Below are 25167 nucleotides of genomic sequence, written 5' to 3'. Positions count from 1 at the left end.
AAGCACGCAATGAATTTTTCCCAGTTATTCCTGATCCTCAGGGCGCACCTGAAAATCAGCCTGATCACCCTCATCGTGACGGTTTCCGCCACGCTGGCGATCAGCATGATGTTGCCGAAAAGCTATAAAGCCTCCACCAGCCTGGTATTGAATTACAAAGGGGTGGATCCGGTCACCGGCATGACGCTGCCGGCGCAATTGATGCCGGGTTATATGGCGACTCAGGTCGATATCATCAGCTCGATGTCGGTCTCTTTGGCGGTGGTGGATGAGTTGCGCTGGGCTGACGAGCCGGTGTACAAAGAAGAGTTCATGAAAGCCACCAAGGGCAATGGCAAGATCCGTGAATGGTTGGCGGAGATTTTGCTCAAAGGCTTGATCGTCGAGCCGTCCAAGGAAAGCTCGGTCTTGACCATTACCTATAAATCAAATGACCCGGACAGCGCGGCGCGGGTGGCGAATATGTTCGCCGAGCAATATCAAAAGATGTCGGTGCAACTCAAGGTTGATCCGCTGAAAAAGGCCGCCACTTTCTTCACCGGCCAGCTCAAGGTATTGCGCGACAATCTGGAAAGCGCGCAGAAAAAGCTCTCCACCTATCAGCAGGAAAACAATCTGTATTCCGTCGATAACCGGCTGGACGTGGAAACCACGCGCTTGAACGATCTGGGCGGGCAATTGGTGCTGGCGCAGGCGGCCATGGCCGAAGCGACCTCGCGCCAGCAAATGGCGAAGGGGGCCAACCCGATTGAATCGCCGGACGTGGGCGGCAATCCGCTGGTGCAGAATATGCGCATTTCGCTGGCCACCGCAGAAGCCAAGTTTTCGGAAGTGGCGCAGCGCCTGGATAAAAACCATCCGCAATATCAATCCGCCAAGGCGGAAGTGGATAAGCTGCGCAGCGCGCTGGCCGAGCATATCGCCGCCACCAGCAACAGCGTTTCCAACAATGCGCGCATCATGCAGCAACGCGAAGCGGAAATCCGCGCCGCCTTGAGCGCGCAAAAAACCAAGATCCTGGAATTGAACCGCACGCGCGACCAAATGAATTTGTTGATGCGTGAAGTCGAAAGCGCGCAGCGCGCCTATGACACTGCTTCACAACGCTTCACCCAGGCCAATCTGGAAGGCCAGTCCAATCAATCCGATATCGCCGTGCTGGCCCCGGCGGTGCCGCCGCTGGATCATTCCAGCCCGCGCATTGTCTTGAATGTGGCGCTTTCGATTTTCATCGGCGGCATGCTGGGCATCGGCTTTGGCCTGTTGGCGGAAATGATGGATCGCCGCGTGCGCTCCGCCACCGATCTGGTGAATGCGCTGGAAGTCCCGGTGATGGGGCAGCTGTCCTGGGGTGCGCCGAATAAACGCCGTATGCAATGGCTGCGCAAGCTGTTTTCGCGCAAGAGCAAGAGCAGCGCTAAAGGCGAAAGGAAGAAGAAGGTATGAGCGAGGAGAAACAAGTCGGCATGGCTGCGGTCAGCCGTGACAGCAGTATTGGCCGCATTCTGCTCGAAATGGGCAAGATCACGCCGGAAGATGCAGAACAGATTTTGCGCATCCAGCGCGAAAAAGGCATGCGCTTTGGCGAGGCTGCGCAGCATCTGGGCCTGGTGACTGAGGCGGATATTCAAGGCGTGCTGGCGCACCAGTTTGATTATCCCTATCTGCAAGCCGGCCACAGCCCCTATCCGGTGGATCTGGTGGCCGCCTTTCACCCTTTTTCGGTGCATGTGGAAGCTTTGCGCGCTGTCCGTTCGCAACTCATGCTGCGCTGGTTTGCGCAAGGGGAAAAAGCGCTGATGGTGGCCGCCATCAATTCCGGTGAAGGGGCCAGTTTTCTGGCGGCGAATCTGGCGATTGTGTTTTCCCAGCTGGGCGAACACACTTTGCTGGTGGACGCCAATTTGCGCACACCCTGCCAACACAAACTGTTTTGCCTGGAAGGGCGTCAGGGCTTATCCGACATTCTGGCCGGGCGCGCAGGTCTTGATGTGATTCAGCGCACCAATGCCTTTGTCGATTTATCCGTGCTGCAGGCCGGCACGCTGCCGCCCAATCCCCAGGAATTGCTGGCGCGCACCAGTTTTGGCGCCTTGAACGACGAATTGTGCAAGCGTTACGATGTGGTCTTGTATGACACTTCCGACTTTGCCAGCAGCGCCGATGCGCTCACCATCGCCTCGCGCGTGGGGGGCGTGTTGTTGGCGGTGCGCAAAGATAAGACCCGTTTGTCCGATGTGAATGTGATGAATGAACAGGTGCAACGCAGCAATGCTGAAGTGGTTGGATCTGTGTTACTGGAGTTTTGACAATGAGCGCTATCCCCGCATCCCCCGCCGCCTTTGGCGCGCGTCGTGATTTCAAGGCCGCCCTGATTGAATGGGGGCTGCCGCTGGCCGCCGGCTTAGCCTTGATCGGCCCCACAGTGTATGACTTTTGGAATACCCTGTGGCAAACCGATGATCAGGCGCATGGCCCGATTATTCTGGCGGTGATTTCTTACCTCATGTGGCAGTTGCGCGACGCCTTTTTGTGCGAAGCCGGCCCCAACCGTCCGGCCTGGATCGCCGGCATGCTTTGCCTGATCTTTGGCGGCTTGATTTACGCCATTGGCCGCTCGCAGGTCATCAATATTTTTGAGTTGGGCGCCTTTATCCCGCTCTTGGCCGGGGTGGTTTTGGTCATGCGCGGCTGGGCCGGTTTGCGCCATCTGTGGTTCCCGATTATCTTCATCATCTTCCTGCTGCCCTTGCCCGGCCCGCTGGTGGATGCGCTGACCGGACCGCTGAAGAAATACATTTCCATCATTGCTGAAAACGTCTTGTACTGGGCCGGTTATCCGATCGGGCGCGAAGGCGTGCAACTCGTGATCGGACAATATCAATTATTGGTGGCCGACGCCTGTTCCGGCCTGCACTCGATGTTCTCGCTGTCGGCCGTCGGCGTGCTGTATCTGTACATGATGGAATACCAAAACCGCCTGCGCAACGCCTTGATCGTATTGGCGATTTTGCCGATCGCCTTTGTCGCAAACGTGATCCGGGTGATGATTTTGATTCTGGTCACGTACTATTTTGGTGACGAAGTGGGGCAGGGCTTTATCCACGGCTCAACCGGCATGTTCTTATATGTGCTGGCCTTGAGTTTCCTGTTCCTGATGGACACCATCGTGGGCAAAATCGGCTTGTTCAAAGATAAACCGGCAGCAAAGCAGGGGGCATGATGACGTATATCCGGCAAATTCTGATCGCGGTGGTGCTGCTGACGGCAGCCTGGGGCGCTGTGGCGCTGAAACCGACCAAGAAGATCAATGCAAACGACAAATTCTCTCTGGAACAAATCATTCCCAAGAAGTTTGGCGATTGGCAGGTTGACCCGACCATTATTCCGGTCAAACCGGATCCGGAAACCGAGCGCAAGCTGGCCGTGCTGTATGACCAGACGCTCTCGCGCACCTATGTCAACACCAAGGGCGAGCGCATCATGCTCTCAATCGCCTACGGCGGCGACCAGAGCAATAATTTGCAAGTGCACAAGCCGGAAGTCTGCTACACCGCGCAAGGCTTTGAAGTCACCCGCAATGTGCTGGGCCAGATGCTGACCGAGTACGGCCAATTGCCGATCAAGCGCCTGATGGCGGTGCAAGGCCCGCGCAATGAACCGATCACGTATTGGATCACGGTGGGCGATAAAGTGATTCAGACCGGGGTGCAACGCCGTTTGCAGGCGCTGACCTATGGCTTGACCGGGCGTGTGCCGGACGGCATGCTGGTGCGCGTATCGAATATCGACACCGACCTGGAAGCGTCTTACAAACTGCAAGATGAATTCGTCAACAGCATGTTGCGCGATCTGGACGCCAAGAGCCGCAGCCGTTTGATTGGCACATTTGGCGCATAAGCCGCAGCTGTTGCGGCAAACTGAGTAAGCAATGAAATTTTTCTCCCGCATGGGCCAATGGGCCAGCGCTGTTTGGCTCTTTGTGCGCCTGTTGTTTGTCGCACAAACCTGGCGCGATGGCGCCCGGTGGTTGTGGCGCGGGAGCGTCTGGTGCGTGCTGTTGCCGCGCACCATCTGGCGCTGGATCAAGCGCACTTATCAGGATCGCTTGCGCTATTCGCGTTCGCATCTGGGGCGGCGGCCTTTTTTGCCGCCGCAACTCCTGTTTATCCCTTTGATGATCGTGCCGGCCTTCATGGGCTTTGTGGCCGGCTTGGATAACCCCTTTCTGGTGGTGTTGTTAGCCGGCCTGGTGTTTGCCGTGATGGTGTTTGTGCTGATGAGCACGCGCGGCATGTTGCAAGTGCTGTTCGTGCTGACCTTTCTGGTGCAAGGCTCGATTATGTATTTCGCCAAATTCAGCAAAGCGCCCTGGCTTGCGGTTGGCATGGGGGGCTTGCTGTTTTTTCGCGCTTTACTCGAATTCACGACCTACAACCGGCGCGACTTGAAGCCGCTGCCCCAGGCTGGGCCGGTGTTGTTTGCGCTGTTGATGTTTGTGGCCTGCTTTTTCGCCAGCACTGCACTCAACCGCCCCGGCGCTTCGCAGATTATCTCCTCCCTGAAAACCACCTTCCCGATGTTCGGCGTGCTGGCCGTGCTGATCTGGTTTAAATGGGACAGCCTGTTTTTGCAGCGCATCTGGCGCTTGATGCTGGTGGTGGTGGTGTGCCAGTTGCCAGTGGTGGCGTATCAGCATTTTTTCGTCGCCGGCAAACGCGCGCAGGGCTTTGACTCGGTGGTCGGCACCTTTGGCGGCAGCGAGGTGGCCGGCGGCTTGTCGGCGGTGATGGTGTTTTTCCTGATTTGCGCGCTCGGCTACGCCCTGGCCGCCTGGCATCGCAAGCAATTGGACCGGCGCTGGGTGATTTTCATCGTGCTGTGCATTTTCGCCAACATCCTGTTAGGCGAGGTCAAGGCCGGTTTTGTCTGGATTCCGGTGATGTGTTTGATGGTGCTGCGTCAGCGCGTTTTGAAAAACGTCGGCACCGTGATCGCCTCCGGGATTGTGCTGGCGGTCGTGCTGGGCGGTGTGTATGTGACCTATGACGCGCTGTATTGGAAAAACGAAAAAACCCAGAAAGCCGGCACATCAGAAAAACTCGAACGCACCACCAGCTATTTCTTTGACACCCGCAATATCGACTACACCACAGGCGAAGTCAGCCGTGGCGCCTCAATCGCGCTGTGGGCGGAAGACCGCCAGGCCAGCTTGCCGCGCCGCATGATCGGCTACGGCCCCGGCGCCAGCAAAAGCGGCAGCGTGCTGGGCAAGGGCGAAGTGGCGCGCCGCTTTGAACCGCTGGCGATTGACGCCACCACCGTCGCTGTGCTGCTGTGGGATTTGGGCGTGCTCGGCTTTACTTCCTATGTCGGCATGATGCTGGGCGGGATCTGGGTGGCGTGGCGCTTTATGCGCTCAGGGCAGGGCAGCGAGCGCCAGCGCGCCATCATGGACGCCTGTTTCGCCAGTCTGGTCTTGATGCTGTCCAAGCTGATTTATAACCGCAGCCTGACTGACGAACCCACTTTGCAACTGCTGTTCCTGTGGATTTTGGGTTGCATCGTGCAAATTGCGCGCTTCCCGGAAGCGCCCGACGCCAAAGTGGAAGCTGCGCCGGTGAAAGAGCCGGCGCCCGGCCGCCGGCGCGCCTTCATCCCCCGCCCGCGCCGCGCCGCGCCTTTGTATCCGCAGCGCAAGCGCGCCGGCGCGCAGGCGCATTGACGCAGGGGGCTTGCGAATGGCCGAACATCCCTATCAGGCAGCGCAGGTAGCGCGCCAGGCGAAATGGTTTGCCCTGGCTAAATTGGCGGTGGCGGTGATTGCCCTGGCCACCCAGTTTGTGCTGGTGCGCGCGCTGGCGGTGGAAGATTACGCCGCCTACACCATCTTCATCAGCTGCTTGTCGGTGCTGGTGTTTTGCACCATGTACGGGGTGGACAGAATCGCTTATCGCTTTGTGCCGCCGCTGCGCCAGCAGGGCCGCTGGCGCGAATTGTGCTGGCTTTTTGTCAGCCTCTCGGGCGTGCGCATCGCCACGATCTTGCTGTTTCTCGGTCTGCTCTGGCTGGGCCAGCGCTGGTTGCCGGCGCAATTATGGCAAGTCTTGCAAAGCGCGCCCTGGGCTGCGCTGCTGTATGCCTTGGCTTTAGGCGGTTCGGATTCATTTCCGGTGTATTGCAATGCGCTCGGGCTGCAAAGCCGGCAGGCGTTTTTGCAAATGGGCGCCACCTGCTTGCGCATGGCGCTTTTGTTGTGGCTGGGTTTTGCCGGCCAGACCGGCTTTATCGCCGTGGCCTGGATGATGGCCGGCACAGAAGTGCTGCTGGCGCTGGCCTTAAAGCTGAGCCTGGTGCTGGAATTGCGCAAGATTGCGCGCGCGCATCCGGCCAGTGGCCGTTTGCAGTTCGGTTTTGCCTGGGGCCGCTTATGGCGCGACAGCATCAGCACCCAGTTCGCCTATCTGGTGAATCTGCCGTTTCGCGGCGTGTTTTTACGTTTGATCGTCGGCAGCGTGGCCTCGCCGGTGGTGGTGGCGGCATTCGGGTTTTTCCAAACCCTGGCCGACCGCGCCTACCAGCTGACGCCGATGTTTTTGATGCGCGGCATGTTGGAGCCGACCCTGGCGGCGGACTATGCCGAAAAACGCGACCCGCAACGCATCCGCCTGGTGATGGCCTTGCTGTTGCGCGTGAATGCGGCGATTTTATGCGCCGCCGTGATGCTTCTGGCCGGCTGCGGCAAAGAATTGATTGATCTGGCCACCCATGGCCGCTACGGCTCGCAAGTCTGGCTGGCGCTCTTGATTGTGCTGCAATTGGCTGCGATTTCCCTGGGCGAAGCCTTATGGATAGGCTTAAACCCGATGGGCCGGCTGGCTTTGCACAACCGCATCTGGAACTGGGCAGCGCTGCTGTGCTATGTCTTGCTGGCCGCCGCCGCCTGGGCCAAAAACAGTTTGTGGCTGGTGGCTATCAGCGCCTTGCCGTATTTCCTGGTGTTTGCCTGGCTGCGCTGGAAAAGCAGAGAACCGCTGTTGCAAGCCGGACTGGGTTTGCGTGAATTGCACGCGCTCGTGCCGCCGCTGCTGGGCGGGGTGATCATGGCCAAAGCTGTGCTGCTCATGCCCTGGCCGGCAAGCTGGCAACCCTGGCCCGGCATCCCGGCGGCGCTGGCCGCCATGCTGGCGTTTGCTTTCCTGCTGCGCAGAAGCGGCATGATGAAAATGCAGGAATTGCAATCCATCCATCAATTTTCGCCCAAGCTGGCGCGTATCCTGCGCCTGGTGTTCGGCGTTCGATGAAGCGGCTCCGTCAAGGAGAAAAAAATGAAGCAAAGCAATCAAGACATCAAGGTATTGTATTTTGTGCCGGAACCGATGCCGACTTACCGCGCGGATGTGGCGGTGCTGTTTGGCAAATATCTGCCGCGCGAAGGCGTGCGCGCGGATCTGGTCGGACGCCAGGGCCAGGGCGAGGTGACACAGCAGGGTTTTGCCTCCGTCACCGTGCCGGGACAGGGGCGTGGCAGATTGTGGCGCGAAGCGGCCTATGTCTGGCACTGCCTGCGCAGTATCTTAGGCGCCAAACGCGGCCAGTACGCCATGGTGCAAGTGCGCGATATGGTGGGAATCGGCGCGCTGGCGCTGATTTTGGCGCGCATCAAAGGCATACGTTTTGCCTATTGGATGTCGTTTTTAATGAACGAGGGACGGATCGGGCGCGCCCGTGCGGAAATCGCCAAAGGCGGCGGCTTGCGTTACCGCCTGGTGTTGCTGAAAGGCTTGATTGAAGTGTTTTTACTCGACCGCTTCGTCTTGCCCAATGCCGACCATGTATTTGTGCAAAGCGAGGCGATGCGCGATTTAATCGCTGGCCGTGGCGTGGCGCGTGAAAAGATGACGCCGGTTCCGATGGGGGTGGATTGCGAAAGCCTGCAAGGCGCAGCGATTACGCCAACCCGCCTGCCCGGTTGGCAGGGTTTGCCGGTGATCGGCTACCTCGGCACGCTTGACCGCTCGCGCGAAATGGAGCGCGTGGTGGATATGCTGGCCCTGGTGCGGCGCACTGTTCCAGCTTGCCGCCTGCTCTTGATCGGCGATTCGCCCACGCCATCCGATTTGGATGATTTGCGCGCTTACGCCCGACAGCAGGGACAGGAAGAGGCTGTTCACATCACCGGTTGGATGGCGGCGGCGCAAGCCTGGCCCTTGCTGGCCGCTTGTGATTTGGCGGTCTCCTACATCCCGCGCGGCGATTTGTTTGACATTTCCAGCCCGACCAAGCCGCTGGAATATTTGGCCCTGGCCATGCCTTGCGTCGGCAATGACACCCCGGACCAGGTCTTGGTCTTGCAAGGCAGCCAGGCCGGCTGGCTGTGCGCCAGCAGCGTCGAAGCGATGGCGCAGGCGATGCTGGAAATTTTGCACGATCCGCAAGCCGCGCGCGCGCGCGCCGCACACGGCCCGGCCTGGGTCCAAGCGCAGCGCAGCTATGCCGTGCTGGCGCGTCAGCTGGCGGCGGCGTATCAACAATTGAGCCGCAACTGAGCCGGGCCGCCCCGCTGCCTGCGGGTTGCGTATCGGGATTGAATTGATTCACCAGCCGCCAAAGAGAGGAAAATATGTTGAAACTGTTCCGTTTTTATTCCTGGCTGCACCGCTTGGGCATCCCGCTGTTGCCCAAGCTTTTGTACGGCGTGAACCGGATTTTATTTGCGGTGGTGTTGCCGCCCACGGCCAAAATCGGCCGCAATGTCACCTTCGCCTATCAAGGTTTGGGCGTGGTGGTGCATGCGCAAGCGGTTTTGGGCGATGATGTGTATGTCGGGCCGCAAGTCATCATTGGCGGCCGCGCTGGCGAAAAACAGGTGCCGGTGATTGAATCCGGCGTTTTGCTGGGGGCCGGCTGCCGTGTGCTTGGCCCGGTCACCATCGGGCGCGGGGCCACCGTTGCCGCCGGCGCGGTGGTGGTCAAAGATGTGGCCGCCGGCAGCAGCGTGGCCGGGGTGCCGGCCAAACCGATGCCGGTTTAAGCCGATTTGCAGCAGCAGAATTTAGTGAGGCGCATATGAAACGCAATCTGATGGCTGTCAGCGCGGCTGCGCTGCTGAGTCTGCCGGCGTATGGCGGCGACGGGGTGGCGCTGGACAATGGCTGGCTCACCATGCGCGATGTCAATCTGGAAATCAAAGCCGGCAGTCCGCTCGACTTTTCACTTCAGTTTCCAGAGCAGGAAGGCGGCGTCAAGCAAGCGGTGTCGATCAGCCCGGAGGGACGCTTTCAAATCGGCGCGCGCGAGCAGCGCTTTATGTGCGCGCCGATGGTGTTTGGCATGCCGTATGGCGGCTACCCGGATAAAACCCAGGCCGAGCGCTATGCGGCCCAATTAAAGCGCGCCGGCTACAATCTGGTGCGCCTGATGTACATCGAAGCCAATTTGATGCACAACAGCGGCGAGGATTTTGATTATGACGCCGAGCAACTGGAGCGTTTGCATTACTTCCTGGCCGCGCTCAAGCGCGAAGGCATTTACTGGATGCTGGATGCGCAATCCTCTGAAAACGGCTCGCTCGGCGGCGTGTTCCCGCACCGCTGGGTGAAAAAGCATAATCTGCTGGTGCGTCTGTACTACGATCCGGCGGCGCAGCAGCATTGGCGCGATCAGGTCGAAAAACTGTTCGCCCGCGTCAATCCGCATACCGGCAAAAGCATTCTGGCCGATGAAGCCCTGTTCGGCATGATTTTAGTGAACGAGGGCGGCTTGCAATTCTTAAGCCATGTGCGGCGCAAAGTGCCGGATGAGCTGATGCCGCATCTGCAGCAGTGGCTGAAAAAACGCTATCCCAAAGGGGCCGATTTTGAAAAAGTCTGGAAGCAATCGCCCGCCGTATTAGAGCAGGGTGGTTTGAAATTGCCCAGCCACAGCGAACGCTCGCCGCAGATGGATGATGTGCTGGCCTTCTTTTTGGAGTTGCACAGCAATACCGCGCAATGGATGCAAGCGCATCTGCGCAAACTCGGCTACAAAGGCCCGCTGACCTCGTTCAACAACAACCCGACCAGCCTGAATATGCGTTCGCGCGCACTGTTCAACTGGGCCGATATGCATATTTATCATGACGAGGCATTCGGCAAAGAGCCGGGCGCGAAAATGCACAATGACAGCGCGTTTGATAAAAACCTGCAGCACATCACCACCCTGGCGGTAAACCGTCTGGCCGGGCGCGCTTACACCATTTCAGAATACGGCCAGCCGTTTTGGAATGAATGGCGGCGCGAAGCGATTCTGGTGCCGAGTTACGCCGCCATGCAAAACTGGGACGCGGTGTGCCAGCACGCCAGCACAGCGGTTGACCTCACCTATGCCCACAGCAAAGGCTGGAAGCAATCGATTCATCCATACGCGGTCGGACTCGACCCGGTCTTGCGCGCGGGTGAAACCCTGGCCGCCTTGTTATACCGGCGCGGCGATATCAAGGCCGCCAGCGCCGTGGCGGAAATCACCTTGCCCGGCGGCAAGGAAGAATCTTCGGCGCGCTATTGGGGCATCGGGCGTGAAGTCGAACGCAATGCCCTGGTCATGCGCACGCAAACCCGCTTGGGCGACGATGGCAGCAAACCGCATCCGGCAGCGCTGGCCAAGCTCAGTGTGAATGCAGAATCCAAGGTCGGGCGCAAGGTCGATCAATTGCTGGCTAAAATCGGTATCGGCGGCGAGCAGGATGAGTTTGACAAACTGGCCAAACAAAGCGCGCCGGACAACCGCACCCAGGCCGCCGCCGGCGTGTTTCAAAGCAGCACCGGGCAATTGCTGGCCAAGATGAAACAGCGTCAATTTGAGATCCGCACCCCGAAAACCGAGGCCGCCTTATTTGAAGATGTCGGCAAAGGGCTGTCCTTGGGGACATTGCAGATCAAGAGCAGCGACGCGCCGGCCCTGGTCAGCTTATCCGCGCTGGATGCGGCCAATCTGGATAAATCGAAAAAAATGTTGTTGATTGTGGCCACCGATGCGCTCAATACCGGCATGCGGTTTACCTCGGCCAAACGACAGGAGCTGGTGCGCCTGGGCAGCTTGCCGGCGCGTATCAAACCAATCGCCGCGCGCCTTGAAATCGGCGGCAAAAACGGACGTTTGCAAGTGCAGGCGATGCGCCAAAATGGTGAGCTAACTGATATGTTGCCGGTGCAAGAAACCGCAAGTGGCTGGCTTGTCGATCTGGACATGGCTAAACTGTCATCCGGTCCCGGCTTTTATTTTCTCGTGACACGCAATTGAAGCCTGCAGCGTGCACACAGCGGGACAATCGCCGGCGCAGCCGGCGCCTGCCGCCGTCTGCCGCAAACGGGCATGCGTGCGCTTTCGCATCCTGCGGAAGCAATTTGGAGTTTGCATGAAAAAAAGAATCGTGATGTTGGGCACCAGCTTTGAAACGCTGGGCGGGATTTCCTCTGTGGTCAAAGTCTGGCGCGCCGCCGGGCTTTTGTCGCGCTGGGGTGTGTTGTATCTGGAGACGCATCGGGATGGCTCGAAGTGGCGCAAGATCAGTTATTTTGCACGCGCCTGGCTTGGCTTTATGTGGCAATTACTGACCTTTCGCGTCGCCCTGGCGCATGTGCACCTGTCGTCCGGCCCGAGTTTTTGGCGCAAGCTGTTTTTTATGTTGCCGGCAATCTGGCTGCGCGTGCCGCTGGTGGTGCATTTGCATGGCGGGCGCTTCGCCGAATTTTATGACAAGGATTGCGGCGCGCGCGGCAAGGCCTTGATCCGCTATGTGTATGACCATGCGGCGGCGGTGATTGTGCTCTCCAACACCTGGCTGGGCTGGGCCAAAACGATCACCAACAACCCGCGTATTTACGCCCTCTACAATCCGGTGCAGGTGCCGCCGCAAGTGCCTTTCGCCAGCCGCAAGCCGCAACAGATTCTGTTTTTGGGACGGGTCGGCCCGCCCAAGGGGAGCGTCGAATTGATGCGCGCCTGCGCTGAACTGGCGAAAGAATTCCCGCAGCTGGAATTGGTGATGGGCGGCGATGGCGACCACGACGCCGCGCGCGCCCTGGCGGCGGAATTGGGGATTGCCGACCGTCTCAAACTGCCGGGCTGGATTGTCGGCGCCGACAAGCAAAAGCTGCTGGATCAGGCGGCGATTTTCGCGCTGCCTTCGTATTTTGAAGGCTTGCCGATGAGCGTGCTGGAAGCGATGGCCAGCGGTTTGCCGATTGTCGCCAGCACGGTGGGCGGGATTCCGGAAGCAGTGACAGATCAACAACAGGGGTTTTTAGTGCCGCCGCGCCAAGTCGCCCCTTTGCAGCAAGCTTTGCACCGTCTGCTGGCGGATGCTAAGCTGCGCGAACAAATGGGGCAGGCTGCGCATCAACGCATATGCGATGTGTTCGCCACGGAACAGATTTTGCCGCAGGTGGAACGCATTTATTACGAACTTGGAGTACGTCCATGACTTCTCTTGCCTGGAAAATCAATCGCTTGCGCACCATGGGGCCGGGCGAAATCACCTGGCGTGTGATGAACGCAGTACATACCCGGCTGGAAGAGCAGGGCTGGTATCTGGCCACCGAGCCGCCGCATCCGCATCCCGCCTATGGCCGCGCCTGGCTGCCGGAATTGCCGCAAAGCTTTGACGCCGCGCCCTATCTGGCCGCCGCCGACCGCATTCTGGCCGGGCGCTTTGATGTGTTCGCGCTGCACGATATCGAACTGGGCTTTCCGCCGGATTGGAATCGCGATCCGAAAACCGGCATCCGCGCGCCGCTGAGCTTTGGCAAAACCATCGATTACCGCGATGAAAGCCTGGTCGGCAATATTAAATATCTGTGGGAGCCGAACCGCCATTACGAATTGGTGACGCTGGCGCAAGCCTGGTATTTATCGCACGATGCGAAATACGGCCAGGGCTGCCTCGATCTGCTTTCCTCCTGGTTTGAACAGTGTCCCTATCCGAAGGGACTGGGCTGGTCGAGTTCGCTGGAAAACGCGGTGCGCCTGTCGAACTGGGCGGTGGCCTGGCATTTGCTGGGGGCGGACAAATCGCCGCTGTTTGCCGGCGAAGGCGCGCTCATCAAACAGCGCTGGCTGAATTCGATTTACCAGCATTGCCATTTCATCGCCAGCCATTTCTCCTTGCATTCTTCGGCAAACAATCATTTGCTGGGCGAATACATGGGACTGTTCATCGGCGCCACCACCTGGCCATGCTGGGAAGACAGCGCAAAATGGAGCAAGCTGGCCAAAGAAGGCTTGGAAGTGCAGGCGCTGTTGCAAAATGCGGATGACGGCGTGAATCTGGAGCAGGGCATCTGGTATCACCATGAAGTCGCCGACATGCTCTTGTTAAACGGCTTGTTCGGGCGCGCCAATGGGGTCGAATTTTCCAATGCCTACTGGCGCCGCCTGGAGGCCATGCTCGAATTTGTCGAAGCGATTATGGATGTCGAGGGACATGTGCCGATGATTGGCGACTCGGATGACGCGCTGATGGTGCGTTTTTCGCGGCAAAACAATTTCGACGCCTTCCGTTCCTTGCTGGCGACCGGCGCGGTGCTGTTCAAACGCGCTGACTTTAAAGCCAAATCCGCCGGCTTTGAAGACAAGAGCCGCTGGCTGTTAGGCGATGGCGGCGCGCAGGAATATGAAGCGCTGGGCAATCCGAATCCGCTCGAATTTCCGCAAAAACGCGAATTCCCCAAAGGCGGCTATTACATTTTGGGCAGCGATTTCGATACGCCGCGTGAAGTCAAGATTGTGGCTGACGCCGGCCCCCTGGGTTATCTCTCGATTGCCGCGCATGGCCATGCCGATGCCTTGTCGTTCACCCTGTCGGTGGCCGGGCGGCCTATCCTGATCGATCCCGGCACCTATGCCTACCATACCGAGCGCAAATGGCGTGATTATTTCCGTGGCACGTCAGCCCATAACACGGTGCGGGTGGACGGGGTGGATCAATCCGAATCCGGCGGCAATTTCATGTGGCTCAAAAAAGCCACTTGTGAAGCGGAAAGCTTTGACACGAATGTCAATTTCGACCGCCTGGTGGCCGAGCATGACGGCTATATGCGTTTGGATGACCCGGTCTTGCACCGCCGCACCATCGCCTGGGACAAACGGCGGCGCATGATTTTAGTCGAAGACGTGTTGGACTCTGACGAAGATCACAGCGCGGAATTCTTCTGGCATTTCGATGATTCCTGCCAGGTTACGGTCGAGGGCGATCATGTGCTGATTCAATCCGGCGCAGTCAAGCTGTATATGACGCAGGAAGACGCGGGACATGTCGGCCTGCCGGAATTGCGCAACGGCAGCGAAGACCCGGAGCTGGGTTGGATCTCGCGCCATTTTGATGAAAAGCAACCCTGTCCCACTGTGTATTGGCAGGAAAAATTCCGGGGCTGCTTAAAACGCACCACCATGATACGCATTGAAATCGAAGGCGAGGCCGGCGCGCAGTGAGGCGGCCAGCGCACAAGATGTGAGCAAAGGTTTATTTCGCAGACGGCACAGGGTGAAACATGCTATATTTCCAGTTTGACAATATGCGGACGCAGCTTGTTTCCGTGCCTGAATGCAGCGCAGTTTTCGCCTCGCACGCAAGCATGCACGGCCCCGCAGCGGGGCCGGCAGTAGTTTCGGCTGAGTTCTCACACTCCTTATTGCAGCATCGCTGCATCTATTAATTCCCGACAAGAGGTGAATCCATGAAAATCAGTATTTTTGGCCTGGGTTATGTTGGCGCCGTTTCGGCAGGTTGTCTGGCCAGTGACGGACATAATGTGGTCGGGGTTGACCCGAACCGCACCAAGGTCGATCTGATCAACCAGGGGATTACCCCTATTATTGAAAAAGACATTGGCGAAATGATCGCCGCCACTGTCAAATCCGGCCATCTGCGCGCAACCATTGATGTGCGCGACGCGGTATTGTCCACCGACATCTCGCTGATTTGCGTTGGCACCCCCAGCCAGCTCAATGGCAATCTTGATCTCAGCCATGTGCGCAAAGTGTGTCAGGAAATCGGCGCTGCGATGCGCGAAAAATCTGATTTCCATGTGGTGGTGGCGCGCAGCACCATGCTGCCAGGCTCCATGCGCAGCGTGGTGATTCCGGTGCTTGAAGAAGCATCCGGCAAAGTCGCCGGGGTCGATTTCGGCGTCTGCAACAATCCTGAATTCCTGCGCGAAGGCACGGCGGTGTATGACTACTACAATCCGCCCAAGACGGTGATCGGCGAAACCGATGCGCGCGCCGGTGAAATGCTGGTCGGCCTGTATGAAAAAATGCAGGCGCCGCTGGTGCGCACCGATGTTGAAACCGCAGAAATGGTGAAATACACCGACAACACCTGGCATGCGGTGAAAGTGGCGTTCGCCAATGAAATCGGCAATATCTGCAAATCGCTCGGCATCGACGGCCATAAAGTGATGGAGATTTTCTGCCAGGACACCAAACTCAATCTGTCCCCGTATTACATGAAACCCGGCTTTGCCTTCGGCGGCTCCTGCCTGCCGAAAGACGTGCGCGCCCTGACGTATAAAGCGCGCAGCCTGGATCTTGATTTGCCGCTGCTGAACTCGATTCTGCCGTCCAACCAGCGCCAGGTTGAAAAAGGCATCAAGATGATCGCTGACAAGGGCCATAAAAAAGTCGGCATCCTGGGCTTTTCGTTTAAAGCCGGCACTGACGATTTGCGCGAATCGCCCTTGGTCGATGTGATTGAATATCTGCTGGGCAAGGGTTATCAGCTCAAGCTGTATGATAAAAACGTGAATCTGGCCGCACTCACCGGCGCGAATCAGGATTACATCCTGAACCACATTCCGCACATCTCCAAATTGATGGTGAATTCGATTGATGAAGTGCTGGAATTCGCCGACACCGTGGTGATCGGCAATGGCGCGGAAGAATTCAAGGCCGTGCCGACCCGCCTGCGCGAAGGTCAGCAATTGGTGGATCTGGTGCGCATTTCCAAACAACAAAGCGGGGGACAGTACGATGGCATCTGCTGGTAAGCCGCGCCGCGTTTTGATCCTGGTGGAAAACCTGCCATCGCCGTTTGACCGGCGCGTGTGGCAGGAAGCCACCACCCTGCACGCGAATGGCTACCAGGTCAGCATCATCTGCCCGACCGGTAAAGGCTATGAAAAGCGCTACGAGGAAATCGACGGCATTCATATCTACCGCTACGCTTTGCCGCTGGAAGCGGAAGGCGCCAAGGGCTATGCCATCGAATACTCGATGGCGCTGTTCCACAGCTTCCGGCTGGCTTTCAAAGTCTTGTTCAAGCATGGCTTTGATGTGATCCATGCCTGCAATCCGCCGGATCTGCTGTTTTTGGTGGGCGGCTTTTTCAAGCTGTTCGGCAAGCGCTTTGTGTTCGATCATCACGACATCAATCCGGAGTTGTACGAAGCCAAATTCAACCGCCGCGATTTCTTCTACAAATTGATGATCGTGCTGGAGCGCTGGAGCTTTAAAACCTCGGATGTCTCGATCGCCACCAATGAATCGTATAAAAAAATTGCGATTGAACGCGGCGGCATGGATCCGGCCAAGGTGTATGTGGTGCGCAGCGGCCCCAAACTCGACCGCCTGCGGATTGTGCCGCCCAAGCCTGAACTCAAATGCGGCAAGCAATATCTGGTCGGCTATGTCGGCGTGATGGGCGCGCAAGAGGGGATTGATCTGCTGTTGCAATGCGCGCGCCATTTGATTCACGATATGGGACGCAAAGATGTGCATTTCGGCCTGGTCGGCGGCGGCACATCGCTGGAGCAAATGAAGCAGATGGCGAAAGATCTCGGTATCGCCGATCATGTCACTTTCACCGGGCGTGCGCCGGATGAGGTGTTGCTCGATATGCTCAACACCGCCGATGTGTGCGTCAATCCTGACGTCGCCAATGAGATGAATGACAAGTCCACCATGAATAAAATCATGGAATACATGGCCCTGGCCAAACCCATCGTGCAATTTGATCTGACCGAAGGCAAGGTCTCCGCGCAACAGGCTTCGCTGTACGCCAAGCGCAATGATCCGGTGGACATGGCGCAGAAAATCGCCGAGTTGTTGGACGATGCGCCACGCCGCAAGCAGATGGGCGATTTTGGCCGCAACCGGGTGGAGCACGAGCTGGAATGGAAATACGAGGCGCCAAAATTGCTCGCCGCGTATGACGCAGTATTTGCCAACAAGGGGTGAATATGAAAATCCTGGTGACAGGCGGAGCCGGCTATATCGGCTCACATACCGCGCTGGAATTATTGAGTGCGGGACATGAGCCGGTTTTGTATGACAATTTCTGCAACAGCAAGCCTTCCGTATTGGGACGGCTGGCGCAAATCGCCGGACGCGAATTGTGCATGGAGCAGGGCGATATCCGCGACCGTGCGCGCATGCGTGAAGTGTTTGCGCGCCATCAGTTTGACGCCGTGATCCATTTCGCCGGCTTGAAAGCAGTTGGTGAATCGGTTGAAAAACCGCTGGAGTATTACGACAACAATATCAATGGCAGCCTGATTTTGTTTGAATGCATGGCCGAAGCCGGCGTCAAGCAATTGGTGTTTTCCTCTTCGGCCACGGTGTATGGCGATCCGCACACGGTGCCGATCACGGAAGATTTTCCCGTCTCCGCCACCAATCCTTATGGCCGCAGCAAGCTGATGATTGAGCAGATTTTGCACGATGTCATCAAAGCCAAGCCGGATTGGCATATTGCGCTGCTGCGCTATTTCAATCCGGTCGGCGCCCACATCAGCGGTTTGATTGGCGAAGATCCGAATGGCCCGCCGAATAATCTGTTGCCCTTTGTGGCCCAGGTGGCGGAAGGGCGGCGCGAGCGGCTGGCGGTGTTCGGCAATGATTATCCGACGCTGGATGGCACCGGCATGCGCGACTACATCCACGTGGTGGATTTGGCGCTGGGCCATGTCAAAACCTTGGAAAAACTGCCAAGCCTGCCCGGCATCCATACCTGGAATCTGGGCACTGGCCGTGCATATAGCGTGCTGGAAATGGTGGCGGCGTTTGAAAAAGCCTGCGGCCGCCCGATTCCGTATCAAATTGTGGCGCGCCGCCCCGGCGACATCGCCACTTGTTACGCCGATGCATCGCTGGCCTTGCGCGATCTGGGCTGGCGTGCTGAACGCGACATCGAGGACATGTGCCGCGACGCCTGGAACTGGCAAAACACCACTGCGCGTCATTTGTCATAATCCAGCCACGTCTTTGTATGAAAAAACCCTGGTCTTGGCCAGGGTTTTTTTTTCGCCTGCATTGCATGCGAAGCGGCGCTGGAGACTGCGGCTGAACTAAAACCAATCGATTGCCAAGCCAAGTTGAGGCAATGCGCGGCCCGCACGCCTGGGCCAGCATGGCTTTTTCCGCATCACTGCGGCGGGCGCGCAAAGCTTGAGTGCGCCATCCCTGCAGCCTTCTCAAAAACAAATACGCATATCATGATCATTCCTTGCTATACATGGCATGAATTGCGATAAATTCATTGTCTTTTTGATACATGATTGTTGCTGCGCAGATTTTGATGCAAATAAAAATAACAGGCTCAATTTCAACTATGTAAAAAAATTAATATTATTGTTTCGTCCTTGTAAAGTAATGTTCGGATTAAACGAGGATACGTGCGATAATCAGCCGCTGTTCTCAGGAGCACATATGCAAACCGCCCAATTTGAAAATTTCCTCTCCCAGCTGCATCAATTATCGCCGGCGCAAATCCGCCGTTTGCGCGCTGCGCTCTCGCGCAATGACCAATTACAGCAGACCTGGCAGGCGCTGCAAGAGGCGGGCGGCGGCTTGCATTGCCACCATTGCGGCAGTGCGCATGTGGTGCGCAATGGCTTTGAACATGGCATGCAGCGGGTGCGCTGCAAAGACTGTGGACGCTCTTCCAATTGCGTCAGCAATACCCCGCTTTCGCGCCTGCGCAACAAGGAAAAATTCACCGAATACGCGGAGTGCCTGGCGCAGGGGATGACCTTGCGTGAGGCAGCCCAGAAGGTGGGCTTGAATCTGGATCGCGCCTTCCGCTGGCGGCACCGATTCCTGGCGGCCGGCCAGGTGCAGGGCGTCAAACCGCCGCGCCAGGATGCGGCGAAAACCGTCTCAGGGTCTGCCGCAAGTCAGGAGGGGCCGGCGCCGGCCAAGAGTTCCGGGGCTGCGCAACGCCGCCAGATCGCCATGTTGAAAAACAGCGGCTGGTTGCCCAGCTTGCGCGGCATGGCGCCACGCTATATTCCGCATTATGAGTCATGGTTGAAAATGCGAAAAGAGAGGAAAGGTGAGGATGATGCCCGTGAGTATCTTTTCTTTGCGCTCGGAAAGTCACCAATCCACGTATAACAACAACAGAGGCGCAAAATGCTGAATTCAATTACAATTAGTGGCAACACCAGCCAGGAATGTTGCGCAGTGCAGTAAGCGTTGCCGACATTCATGCCAAGCAAGGATCTTTTCGGGATCAAGCTGTTGTGAAACAGCTTTCCAGCCCCCGGATTTTTTAACATCATGCCCGGATATATTGTTCCGGATCCAGATTGGCGCAGGCCAGGTCAGGGTGGAGAACGTGAGCAGCTCCGCGCCACATCGGAAGGCGCATCGCAACGCCGCTGCCACGTTCAGCATGCTTTACTCCAACCCGCATACCTTTCAACACAATATAGGAAGCTTCATGAAAAAGATTGCCCTCACCGCTATTGCCCTGGCAGCCGCAATGTCCTTCAATGCGCACGCAGTACAAGATATCAGCCACAGCCCGACCGCGCTGACCCTGAACAGCAGCAATAACTCGATCAATTTTGGCGGCAAATTCGCAGCCAACAACAAAGATAACTTCTTTGCTGACAAATTCACCTTCACCCTGAACAGCGTGTACCACGCCGAAGCCATCGTGTCTTCGATCAGCGCCAGCGCCAGCACCGGCTTGGCCCTGACCGGCTTCAGCATCTACAACAACGCCGGTCAGCTGGTGTTTGGCGGTCAGCAAGTCAGCACCGGCGTGAAAGATGTGTGGAAACTGCCGACGCACGACTTCCAAGCCGGCAATTACTGGCTGCAAGTGAGCGGCTACATGGTGTCCACCACCAGCGGCAGCTACGGCGGCAACATCAACCTCAAGCAAGGCCCTGGCCCCGGCCCGATTCCGGAAGCTGAAACCTGGGGCATGATGCTGGCCGGTTTGGGCGCGCTGGGCGTGTTGGCGCGTCGCCGTAAAGCCTGATTGGCGCAGTAAGATTCACAAAAGCGGGGTGCGCCCCGCTTTTTTTACGCGCAAATCCGGGCTTGGCGGCAGATTGTTCTATCATGCGGCAATCACTGCTTTGGCGATGGATTGCGATGAAGCTTACCCGGTATTTTTCAGTCAGCGCATGGCGCTGCATGGCTTGGCTAGCGGCCTTGCCCATGGCGGCTGCGGCGGCCCCAGTCGAGCGCTATGCGCTCAAACCGGAACAATTGGCGCTGGTGGTGAATGACGCTGATCCGGGCAGCGTGCAAATCGCCGCCGAATATCAAAAGCTGTACCAGATTCCACCGCAAAATCTGATCCACATCCGCCTGCCGGGCAAGCCTGCGCGCATCGACAGCGGCGCTTTCCGCTTTCTGCGCCAGGGCGTGATGGCCCAGCTCAAGCCGGACATCCAAGCCATGTTGCTGGTGTGGAGTGCGCCGTATGCGGTCGAATGCAATTCCATTACCTCGGCCATGACTTTCGGCTTTGAGCCGGGGATTTGTCAGCGCACCTGCAATCCCAGCCGCCCGAATCCCTATTTTGATTCTGAATCCAACGCACCCTACACCGATCATGGCTTGCGTCCGGCGATGCTGTTGCCGACGGATGCGCCGGACTTGGCGCGTAAATTGCTGGCCAAGTCATACCAGGCCGGGCGCGAGGGTTTGCGCGAAGCCGGCGCCTATTATCTGCATACCAGTGACCGCGCACGCAATACGCGCGTGCCGTTTTTTCCGCCTGCCGCCAATTTGCCGCAAAAGAAATTGCGCATCAAAAATCTGCGCAGCGACGCCCTGGAAGGGGTGTCGGATGTGATGATTTACCAAACCGGCGCGCCGCATGTGCAAAAATTGGAAACGCTGCACTTTTTGCCGGGCGCGCTGGCGGATCATCTGACATCGTTCGGCGGCGATTTGCAGGGCAAAAGTCAGATGACGGTATTGCGCTGGCTGGAGGCCGGCGCCACGGCCAGCTATGGCACGGTGTCTGAACCCTGCGCCCATCCGCAGAAATTCCCTCATCCCACGGTTTTATTAAAACACTATCTGGCCGGCGCCAGCGCATTGGAAGCCTATCTGAAAAGCATCGCCTGGCCGGCGCAAGGCTTGCTGGTGGGCGATCCGCTGGCTGCGCCATATGCCACACGCTGATGCGGGTTTGCGCAAGCATGCCGGCAGCAGCCGGTTTTCCTCAGTATGCTGTATATTCTTGACAAGAATATGTTTCCAGCGGGGAATTTTCATACACGATTTCAGTTCTGTTACATTAGGTAAACGATTCTAAAAACTGTTAGAAATTGTGAGCGATATCGCACACTTTTGGTGCGAAATTGGCTTGCCGCGCATTGCATTTTGTTTAATGCCTGTCACTTATGGCGCCGGCCTTTCCTATCCACTGTGCTGAATTCTGCATTTTCATTCGTTCCGCACCGAGAGCGCAGCCGGGCAAAATCACGAGCATATACAAGTGCTTGGGGCGGAACCGGGGCGCCTTGGCGGCGCCTGGCTGGCCTGATTTCGCGGCAATCCTCGTTTAAGCAGAACAGATAGCAAAAAATGCTATTGTCGGCTACACTATGACGCAAATGCTCATAGTTATAAGCGTGGGTATAAATCACACTCCATCTATTCCAATCAATATTCCAAGAGGTATTTATGAAAGGCAGCAAGGCAGCATTCGCCGGTTTTGGCCTGGCTTTGGCGGCATTCAGCTTCGCACCGGTCGCAATCGCAGCAACCGACATCAGCCATCCGACTCAAGCTCTGCAGTTCCTGGACAACACCACGGACTTCGGCGCCACCTTCGGTAACAATCAGCGCAACAACTTCTTCGCTGACAAATTCACCTTCAGCATCAGCGATCGTCCGTATGTGATCCTGGAATCCTATCTGTCTTCGATCAGCTCGCGTGCGACCAATGGTCTGGAAATCACTGATTTCACCATCCGCAACAATGCTGGCGTGGTGGCGCAGGGCGTGCAGGAATCGCGCGGCGACATCGATCTGTGGTCGCTCTACAATGTGACCCTGCAACCGGGCGACTACTGGCTGCAAGTGAATGGCTTTGTGGTCTCCAACACCGGCGGCAGCTTTGGCGCCAACGTCAACCTGACCCCGGTGCCGGAAGCCGAAACCTGGGCCATGATGCTGGGCGGTCTGAGCGTGCTGGGCGCATTGGCGCGTCGCCGCAAACAAGCTTGATTTGCTTGTCCCGATAAAAAAGGACGCCGTGGCGTCCTCGGGCGAATGAAAACCCTGCCTTTTGAAAAAGGCGGGGTTTTGTTTTTTTACGCTTACTGAGCATGGCATGGGGGGCTGCGGCGTGGAAATTGGCCAATCACATCGCTGCAAATGCGGGCAGCCAGTCTCAAGCGATGTCTATTGCAAGACGTCCTTCAATTTTTGATAGCCGCTGCGGCTGATCGGCAGTTTATCGCCGCTTGTCAATAAAGCCTGCTGGCTGTCTTTGCTCAGCGGCTCAATGCGCGCCAGATAATCCAGATTCAGGATGTATGAGCGGTGGATGCGCAAAAAACGCGCCGGATCCAGCAGGGCTTCGAGTTCGCTCAAACGCTGGTTTTTCAAAAAGCTGCGCCCGGCGCAGTGGATTTGCACATAATCATCCTGCGCTTCGATATATCTGATTTGCTCAAGCGGCGCCACATGCACCTTGCCGCCGTCGCGGATCAGAATGCGCGTCAAGGGGCCATGTTGCAACTGCGCGTGTTGCACCAGCGGCGCCAAGGCTTGCGCGCGGCCCAGGCTTTGCCTGGCGTGGTTTAAGGCATGCGCCAGACGCTCGGGACTGACCGGCTTGAGCAGATAATCCAGGGCGTGCACTTCAAACGCTTTTAAGGCGTATTGATCGAACGCGCTGACGAAAATATAGTGCGGCGCGGGGGCGCGGCCGGCAGCCAGCTCCAGCACTTCAAAGCCGTTCAATTTGGGCATTTGAATATCCAGCAAGACCAGATCCGGGCGCAATTCGCTAATCGCCTTCACCGCCTCATAGCCATTCGCCGCTTCGCCGATCAATTCAAGATCCGGGTGGGCGGCCAGCATTTCGCGCAAGACCATGCGCGCCAATTCTTCATCGTCAACGATCAATACCCGCATCTTGTGTTCCTGTTTGCAAGGGCAGGGTTAATTCCACCTGGAACTGATGCGCTTGCATCCGCCAATGCGCGCTGGCGGTGTGGCCATACGCATGGTGCAGGCGCTGGCGCACATTCTCCAGCCCGATGCCGCGCCGTCCCCGGGGCGGGCGGTAATCCGGATCAACCGGGTTGCTCACACTGATTTTCAAATACGGCGCCTGAGTCCGTATCTTGATCTCGATGGCGCCGCCTTCGAGCAACTGCGCAATGCCATGCTTGATCGCGTTTTCCACCAGCGCTTGCAAAATCATCGGCGGCGCCAGGCAGGATTGCGCGGCTGGTTCTACCGACAACGCGATTTGCAAGCGTTGGCCAAAGCGTATTTTTTCAATCGCCAGATAATCTTCGATCAACAGCATTTCCTGCGCCACGCTGATATGCCGGTCGGCGTGCACATGCAGACTGCGGCGGAAAAAATCGGCCAGGCGCAAGGTCATTTCACGCGCGCCTGCCGGGTTGGCCGAGGTCAGGGCGCTGATGGAATTGAGGCTGTTGAATAAGAAATGCGGATCAATCTGGCTGCGCAGCAGGCGCAGTTCGGCTTCCTGCGCCGCCACTTGTGCTTGCAATTCGCGCTTTTCCAAATCGCGCCGCTGTTCAAATTCAGCCGCTAAATAGTGCAAGGCGCAGCATAAGAGGTACAACAGGGCGCCGAGCGCGAACAGGGCAATTTGCAAAGCCGGCGTCAGGTTCAAGGCAAGCCAATCCAGCCAGGTGTTGCGCAGCAGATGCTGCAAAGCCAGCCAGAGGGCCGTCCACAACAAGCCGGCCAGGGTGGCGGCGCTGCATAAAATCAGGGCCAGCGCCGCCGCATGATATTGCTTGAGCGGATAGGCGCGGCACACATAATAAGAAGAAAAACCCGCCGCAACGCCAAACAGGATGGCGGCGGGAAGCGCAAAAAACAGGCAGGCCGGCAAGGCGTTGTTGCTGGCGCTGTGAATGCCTGAGCCGAGCAGGGCGCCGAAGATGGCCCAGACCAGCAAATACAGGCTGACGCTGCGCAGATTTTGTAAAAATCCCGGCATCAGCGCGGTCTGCTTTCCACACTGACGCCGCCCATCACTGCCACGCCGGTGATGATCAGGCGTTTGCTGCTGTCTTGCGGGGCCATGGTTTTATCCTCAAAGCCGCCTAAAATCGGCGTGCCGCGCATCTCCACCGCCCAATCCATCGGCACCTTGATTTCGACGCCGCCCATCACCGCCTGCACATCGAGCGTGGCCTCGCCTTGCAAATCGCACAGGCGCAAATCCAATTCGCACCCTCCCATCACGGCGCTGATTCTGCCGCCTTTGAAATCCGGCGTATTCAAGCGCCGCTCAATCCCGCCCATCAGCACACTGGCGCGCACATACGAACCATCGTTGCCGCCCTGTGCGGCGACGCCATCGGGCGTGTGCCCAGGCTTGTCTGCATTGTCTGTCACCGCGCGCACAATCAGGGCCAGGCCGCCCAGCATAAACATCAAAGGCCAGATGATTTTCCAGCTGAAACTCAACCAGCCCAGGCGGTTCATGGTCAACACCGCGCCGACTGCAATCAAGGCTGCGCCGGTGAAATAAGATTTATTCGGCGCGTCTTCCTGCAGCTTGATCACGCCCAGCACAATCAAGAGCACCGGCCAATAGTGGAAAATGGCGCCGGCATCCCACCAGCCGAAATTATCAAACAGATAAATCACCCCGACCGCCATGATGATCAGGCCGATAAAGATCTGCTGCAACAAACCTTGCTGCGGATGGTGTTTCAT

At 57.6% G+C, this 25167-nt stretch carries 22 protein-coding genes; 18 read left to right on the top strand and 4 right to left on the bottom strand.

What is annotated here, in order from left to right:
* Positions 1 to 9 precede the first annotated feature (9 nt).
* The 15 genes from epsF (at position 10) to V8J88_RS13065 (ending at position 19371) form a co-directional block, all read left to right on the top strand.
* Positions 10 to 1446 (top strand): chain length determinant protein EpsF, encoded by a 1437-nt coding sequence (epsF, locus tag V8J88_RS13135; protein ID WP_338844581.1) that lies wholly within the window; start codon positions 10 to 12, stop codon positions 1444 to 1446.
* Positions 1443 to 2309 carry a chain length determinant protein tyrosine kinase EpsG gene (epsG, locus tag V8J88_RS13130; protein ID WP_338844580.1) on the top strand — a complete coding sequence of 289 codons (867 nt, stop codon included), beginning with the start codon at positions 1443 to 1445 and terminating at the stop codon, positions 2307 to 2309. Before epsF ends, epsG begins: the two co-directional genes overlap by 4 nt.
* 2 nt (positions 2310 to 2311) lie before the next feature.
* Positions 2312 to 3223, top strand: a complete 912-nt coding sequence (gene xrtB, locus V8J88_RS13125; RefSeq protein WP_338844579.1) for an exosortase B — start codon at positions 2312 to 2314, stop codon at positions 3221 to 3223.
* Entirely contained in the window at positions 3220 to 3900 is a 681-nt protein-coding gene (gene epsI, locus V8J88_RS13120) for an exosortase-associated protein EpsI, B-type (protein WP_338844578.1), read from the top strand. Before xrtB ends, epsI begins: the two co-directional genes overlap by 4 nt.
* A 31-nt stretch (positions 3901 to 3931) precedes the next feature.
* Positions 3932 to 5725: a hypothetical protein gene (locus tag V8J88_RS13115; protein WP_338844577.1), complete on the top strand. Its 1794-nt coding sequence runs from the start codon at positions 3932 to 3934 to the stop codon at positions 5723 to 5725.
* 16 nt (positions 5726 to 5741) lie between these two features.
* Positions 5742 to 7304 carry a hypothetical protein gene (locus tag V8J88_RS13110; RefSeq protein WP_338844576.1) on the top strand — a complete coding sequence of 521 codons (1563 nt, stop codon included), beginning with the start codon at positions 5742 to 5744 and terminating at the stop codon, positions 7302 to 7304.
* A gap of 24 nt (positions 7305 to 7328) precedes the next feature.
* Positions 7329 to 8549, top strand: a complete 1221-nt coding sequence (locus V8J88_RS13105; protein ID WP_338844575.1) for a glycosyltransferase — start codon at positions 7329 to 7331, stop codon at positions 8547 to 8549.
* Positions 8550 to 8623: 74 nt separating this feature from the next.
* Positions 8624 to 9034, top strand: coding sequence for a serine acetyltransferase (locus tag V8J88_RS13100; RefSeq protein ID WP_338844574.1), 411 nt, complete (start codon positions 8624 to 8626; stop codon positions 9032 to 9034).
* Positions 9035 to 9069: 35 nt separating this feature from the next.
* Positions 9070 to 11280, top strand: coding sequence for a hypothetical protein (locus V8J88_RS13095; protein ID WP_338844573.1), 2211 nt, complete (start codon positions 9070 to 9072; stop codon positions 11278 to 11280).
* 115 nt (positions 11281 to 11395) lie between these two features.
* Complete coding sequence (locus V8J88_RS13090; protein ID WP_338844572.1) at positions 11396 to 12463, top strand: glycosyltransferase family 4 protein; 1068 nt, start codon at positions 11396 to 11398, stop codon at positions 12461 to 12463.
* On the top strand, positions 12460 to 14469 hold the full coding sequence (locus tag V8J88_RS13085; RefSeq protein ID WP_338844571.1) for an alginate lyase family protein: 2010 nt from the start codon (positions 12460 to 12462) through the stop codon (positions 14467 to 14469). Before V8J88_RS13090 ends, V8J88_RS13085 begins: the two co-directional genes overlap by 4 nt.
* 245 nt (positions 14470 to 14714) lie before the next feature.
* On the top strand, positions 14715 to 16025 hold the full coding sequence (locus V8J88_RS13080; protein WP_338844570.1) for a UDP-glucose/GDP-mannose dehydrogenase family protein: 1311 nt from the start codon (positions 14715 to 14717) through the stop codon (positions 16023 to 16025).
* Positions 16009 to 17214 carry a glycosyltransferase family 4 protein gene (locus V8J88_RS13075; protein WP_338844569.1) on the top strand — a complete coding sequence of 402 codons (1206 nt, stop codon included), beginning with the start codon at positions 16009 to 16011 and terminating at the stop codon, positions 17212 to 17214. Before V8J88_RS13080 ends, V8J88_RS13075 begins: the two co-directional genes overlap by 17 nt.
* 2 nt (positions 17215 to 17216) lie before the next feature.
* On the top strand, positions 17217 to 18227 hold the full coding sequence (gene galE / locus V8J88_RS13070) for a UDP-glucose 4-epimerase GalE (protein WP_338844568.1): 1011 nt from the start codon (positions 17217 to 17219) through the stop codon (positions 18225 to 18227).
* A 457-nt stretch (positions 18228 to 18684) separates the two neighbouring features.
* Complete coding sequence (locus tag V8J88_RS13065; protein WP_338844567.1) at positions 18685 to 19371, top strand: hypothetical protein; 687 nt, start codon at positions 18685 to 18687, stop codon at positions 19369 to 19371.
* Between the two features lie 27 nt (positions 19372 to 19398).
* On the opposite strand, the gene V8J88_RS13060 is transcribed toward V8J88_RS13065, so the two are convergent.
* Entirely contained in the window at positions 19399 to 19653 is a 255-nt protein-coding gene (locus V8J88_RS13060; RefSeq protein ID WP_338844566.1) for a hypothetical protein, read from the bottom strand.
* A gap of 46 nt (positions 19654 to 19699) precedes the next feature.
* On the opposite strand from V8J88_RS13060, the gene V8J88_RS13055 reads away from it, so the two are divergent.
* The 3 genes from V8J88_RS13055 (at position 19700) to V8J88_RS13045 (ending at position 22458) form a co-directional block, all read left to right on the top strand.
* Positions 19700 to 20248: an FxDxF family PEP-CTERM protein gene (locus tag V8J88_RS13055; RefSeq protein WP_338844565.1), complete on the top strand. Its 549-nt coding sequence runs from the start codon at positions 19700 to 19702 to the stop codon at positions 20246 to 20248.
* A gap of 158 nt (positions 20249 to 20406) precedes the next feature.
* Positions 20407 to 21408 (top strand): TIGR03790 family protein, encoded by a 1002-nt coding sequence (locus tag V8J88_RS13050; RefSeq protein ID WP_338844563.1) that lies wholly within the window; start codon positions 20407 to 20409, stop codon positions 21406 to 21408.
* 504 nt (positions 21409 to 21912) lie between these two features.
* Positions 21913 to 22458, top strand: coding sequence for an FxDxF family PEP-CTERM protein (locus V8J88_RS13045; RefSeq protein WP_338844562.1), 546 nt, complete (start codon positions 21913 to 21915; stop codon positions 22456 to 22458).
* A 177-nt stretch (positions 22459 to 22635) separates the two neighbouring features.
* Here the strand turns inward: V8J88_RS13045 and V8J88_RS13040 are convergent, their stop codons facing one another.
* From V8J88_RS13040 to V8J88_RS13030, 3 genes are read right to left on the bottom strand one after another with little or no spacing between them, the layout of a single operon-like run.
* A complete protein-coding gene (locus tag V8J88_RS13040; protein ID WP_338844561.1) occupies positions 22636 to 23373 on the bottom strand; it encodes a LytTR family DNA-binding domain-containing protein in 738 nt (245 codons plus the stop codon).
* A complete protein-coding gene (locus tag V8J88_RS13035; protein ID WP_338844560.1) occupies positions 23354 to 24442 on the bottom strand; it encodes a histidine kinase in 1089 nt (362 codons plus the stop codon). The genes V8J88_RS13040 and V8J88_RS13035 overlap by 20 nt, the downstream gene beginning before the upstream one ends.
* Entirely contained in the window at positions 24442 to 25167 is a 726-nt protein-coding gene (locus tag V8J88_RS13030; protein WP_338844559.1) for a DUF5668 domain-containing protein, read from the bottom strand. The genes V8J88_RS13035 and V8J88_RS13030 overlap by 1 nt, the downstream gene beginning before the upstream one ends.

The sequence above is a fragment of the Massilia sp. W12 genome (assembly GCF_037300705.1).
GTDB lineage: Bacteria > Pseudomonadota > Gammaproteobacteria > Burkholderiales > Burkholderiaceae_D > JACPVY01.
The sequence above is the reverse complement of the archived record's forward strand: the minus strand, read 5'-3'. Positions and strand labels throughout refer to the sequence as shown.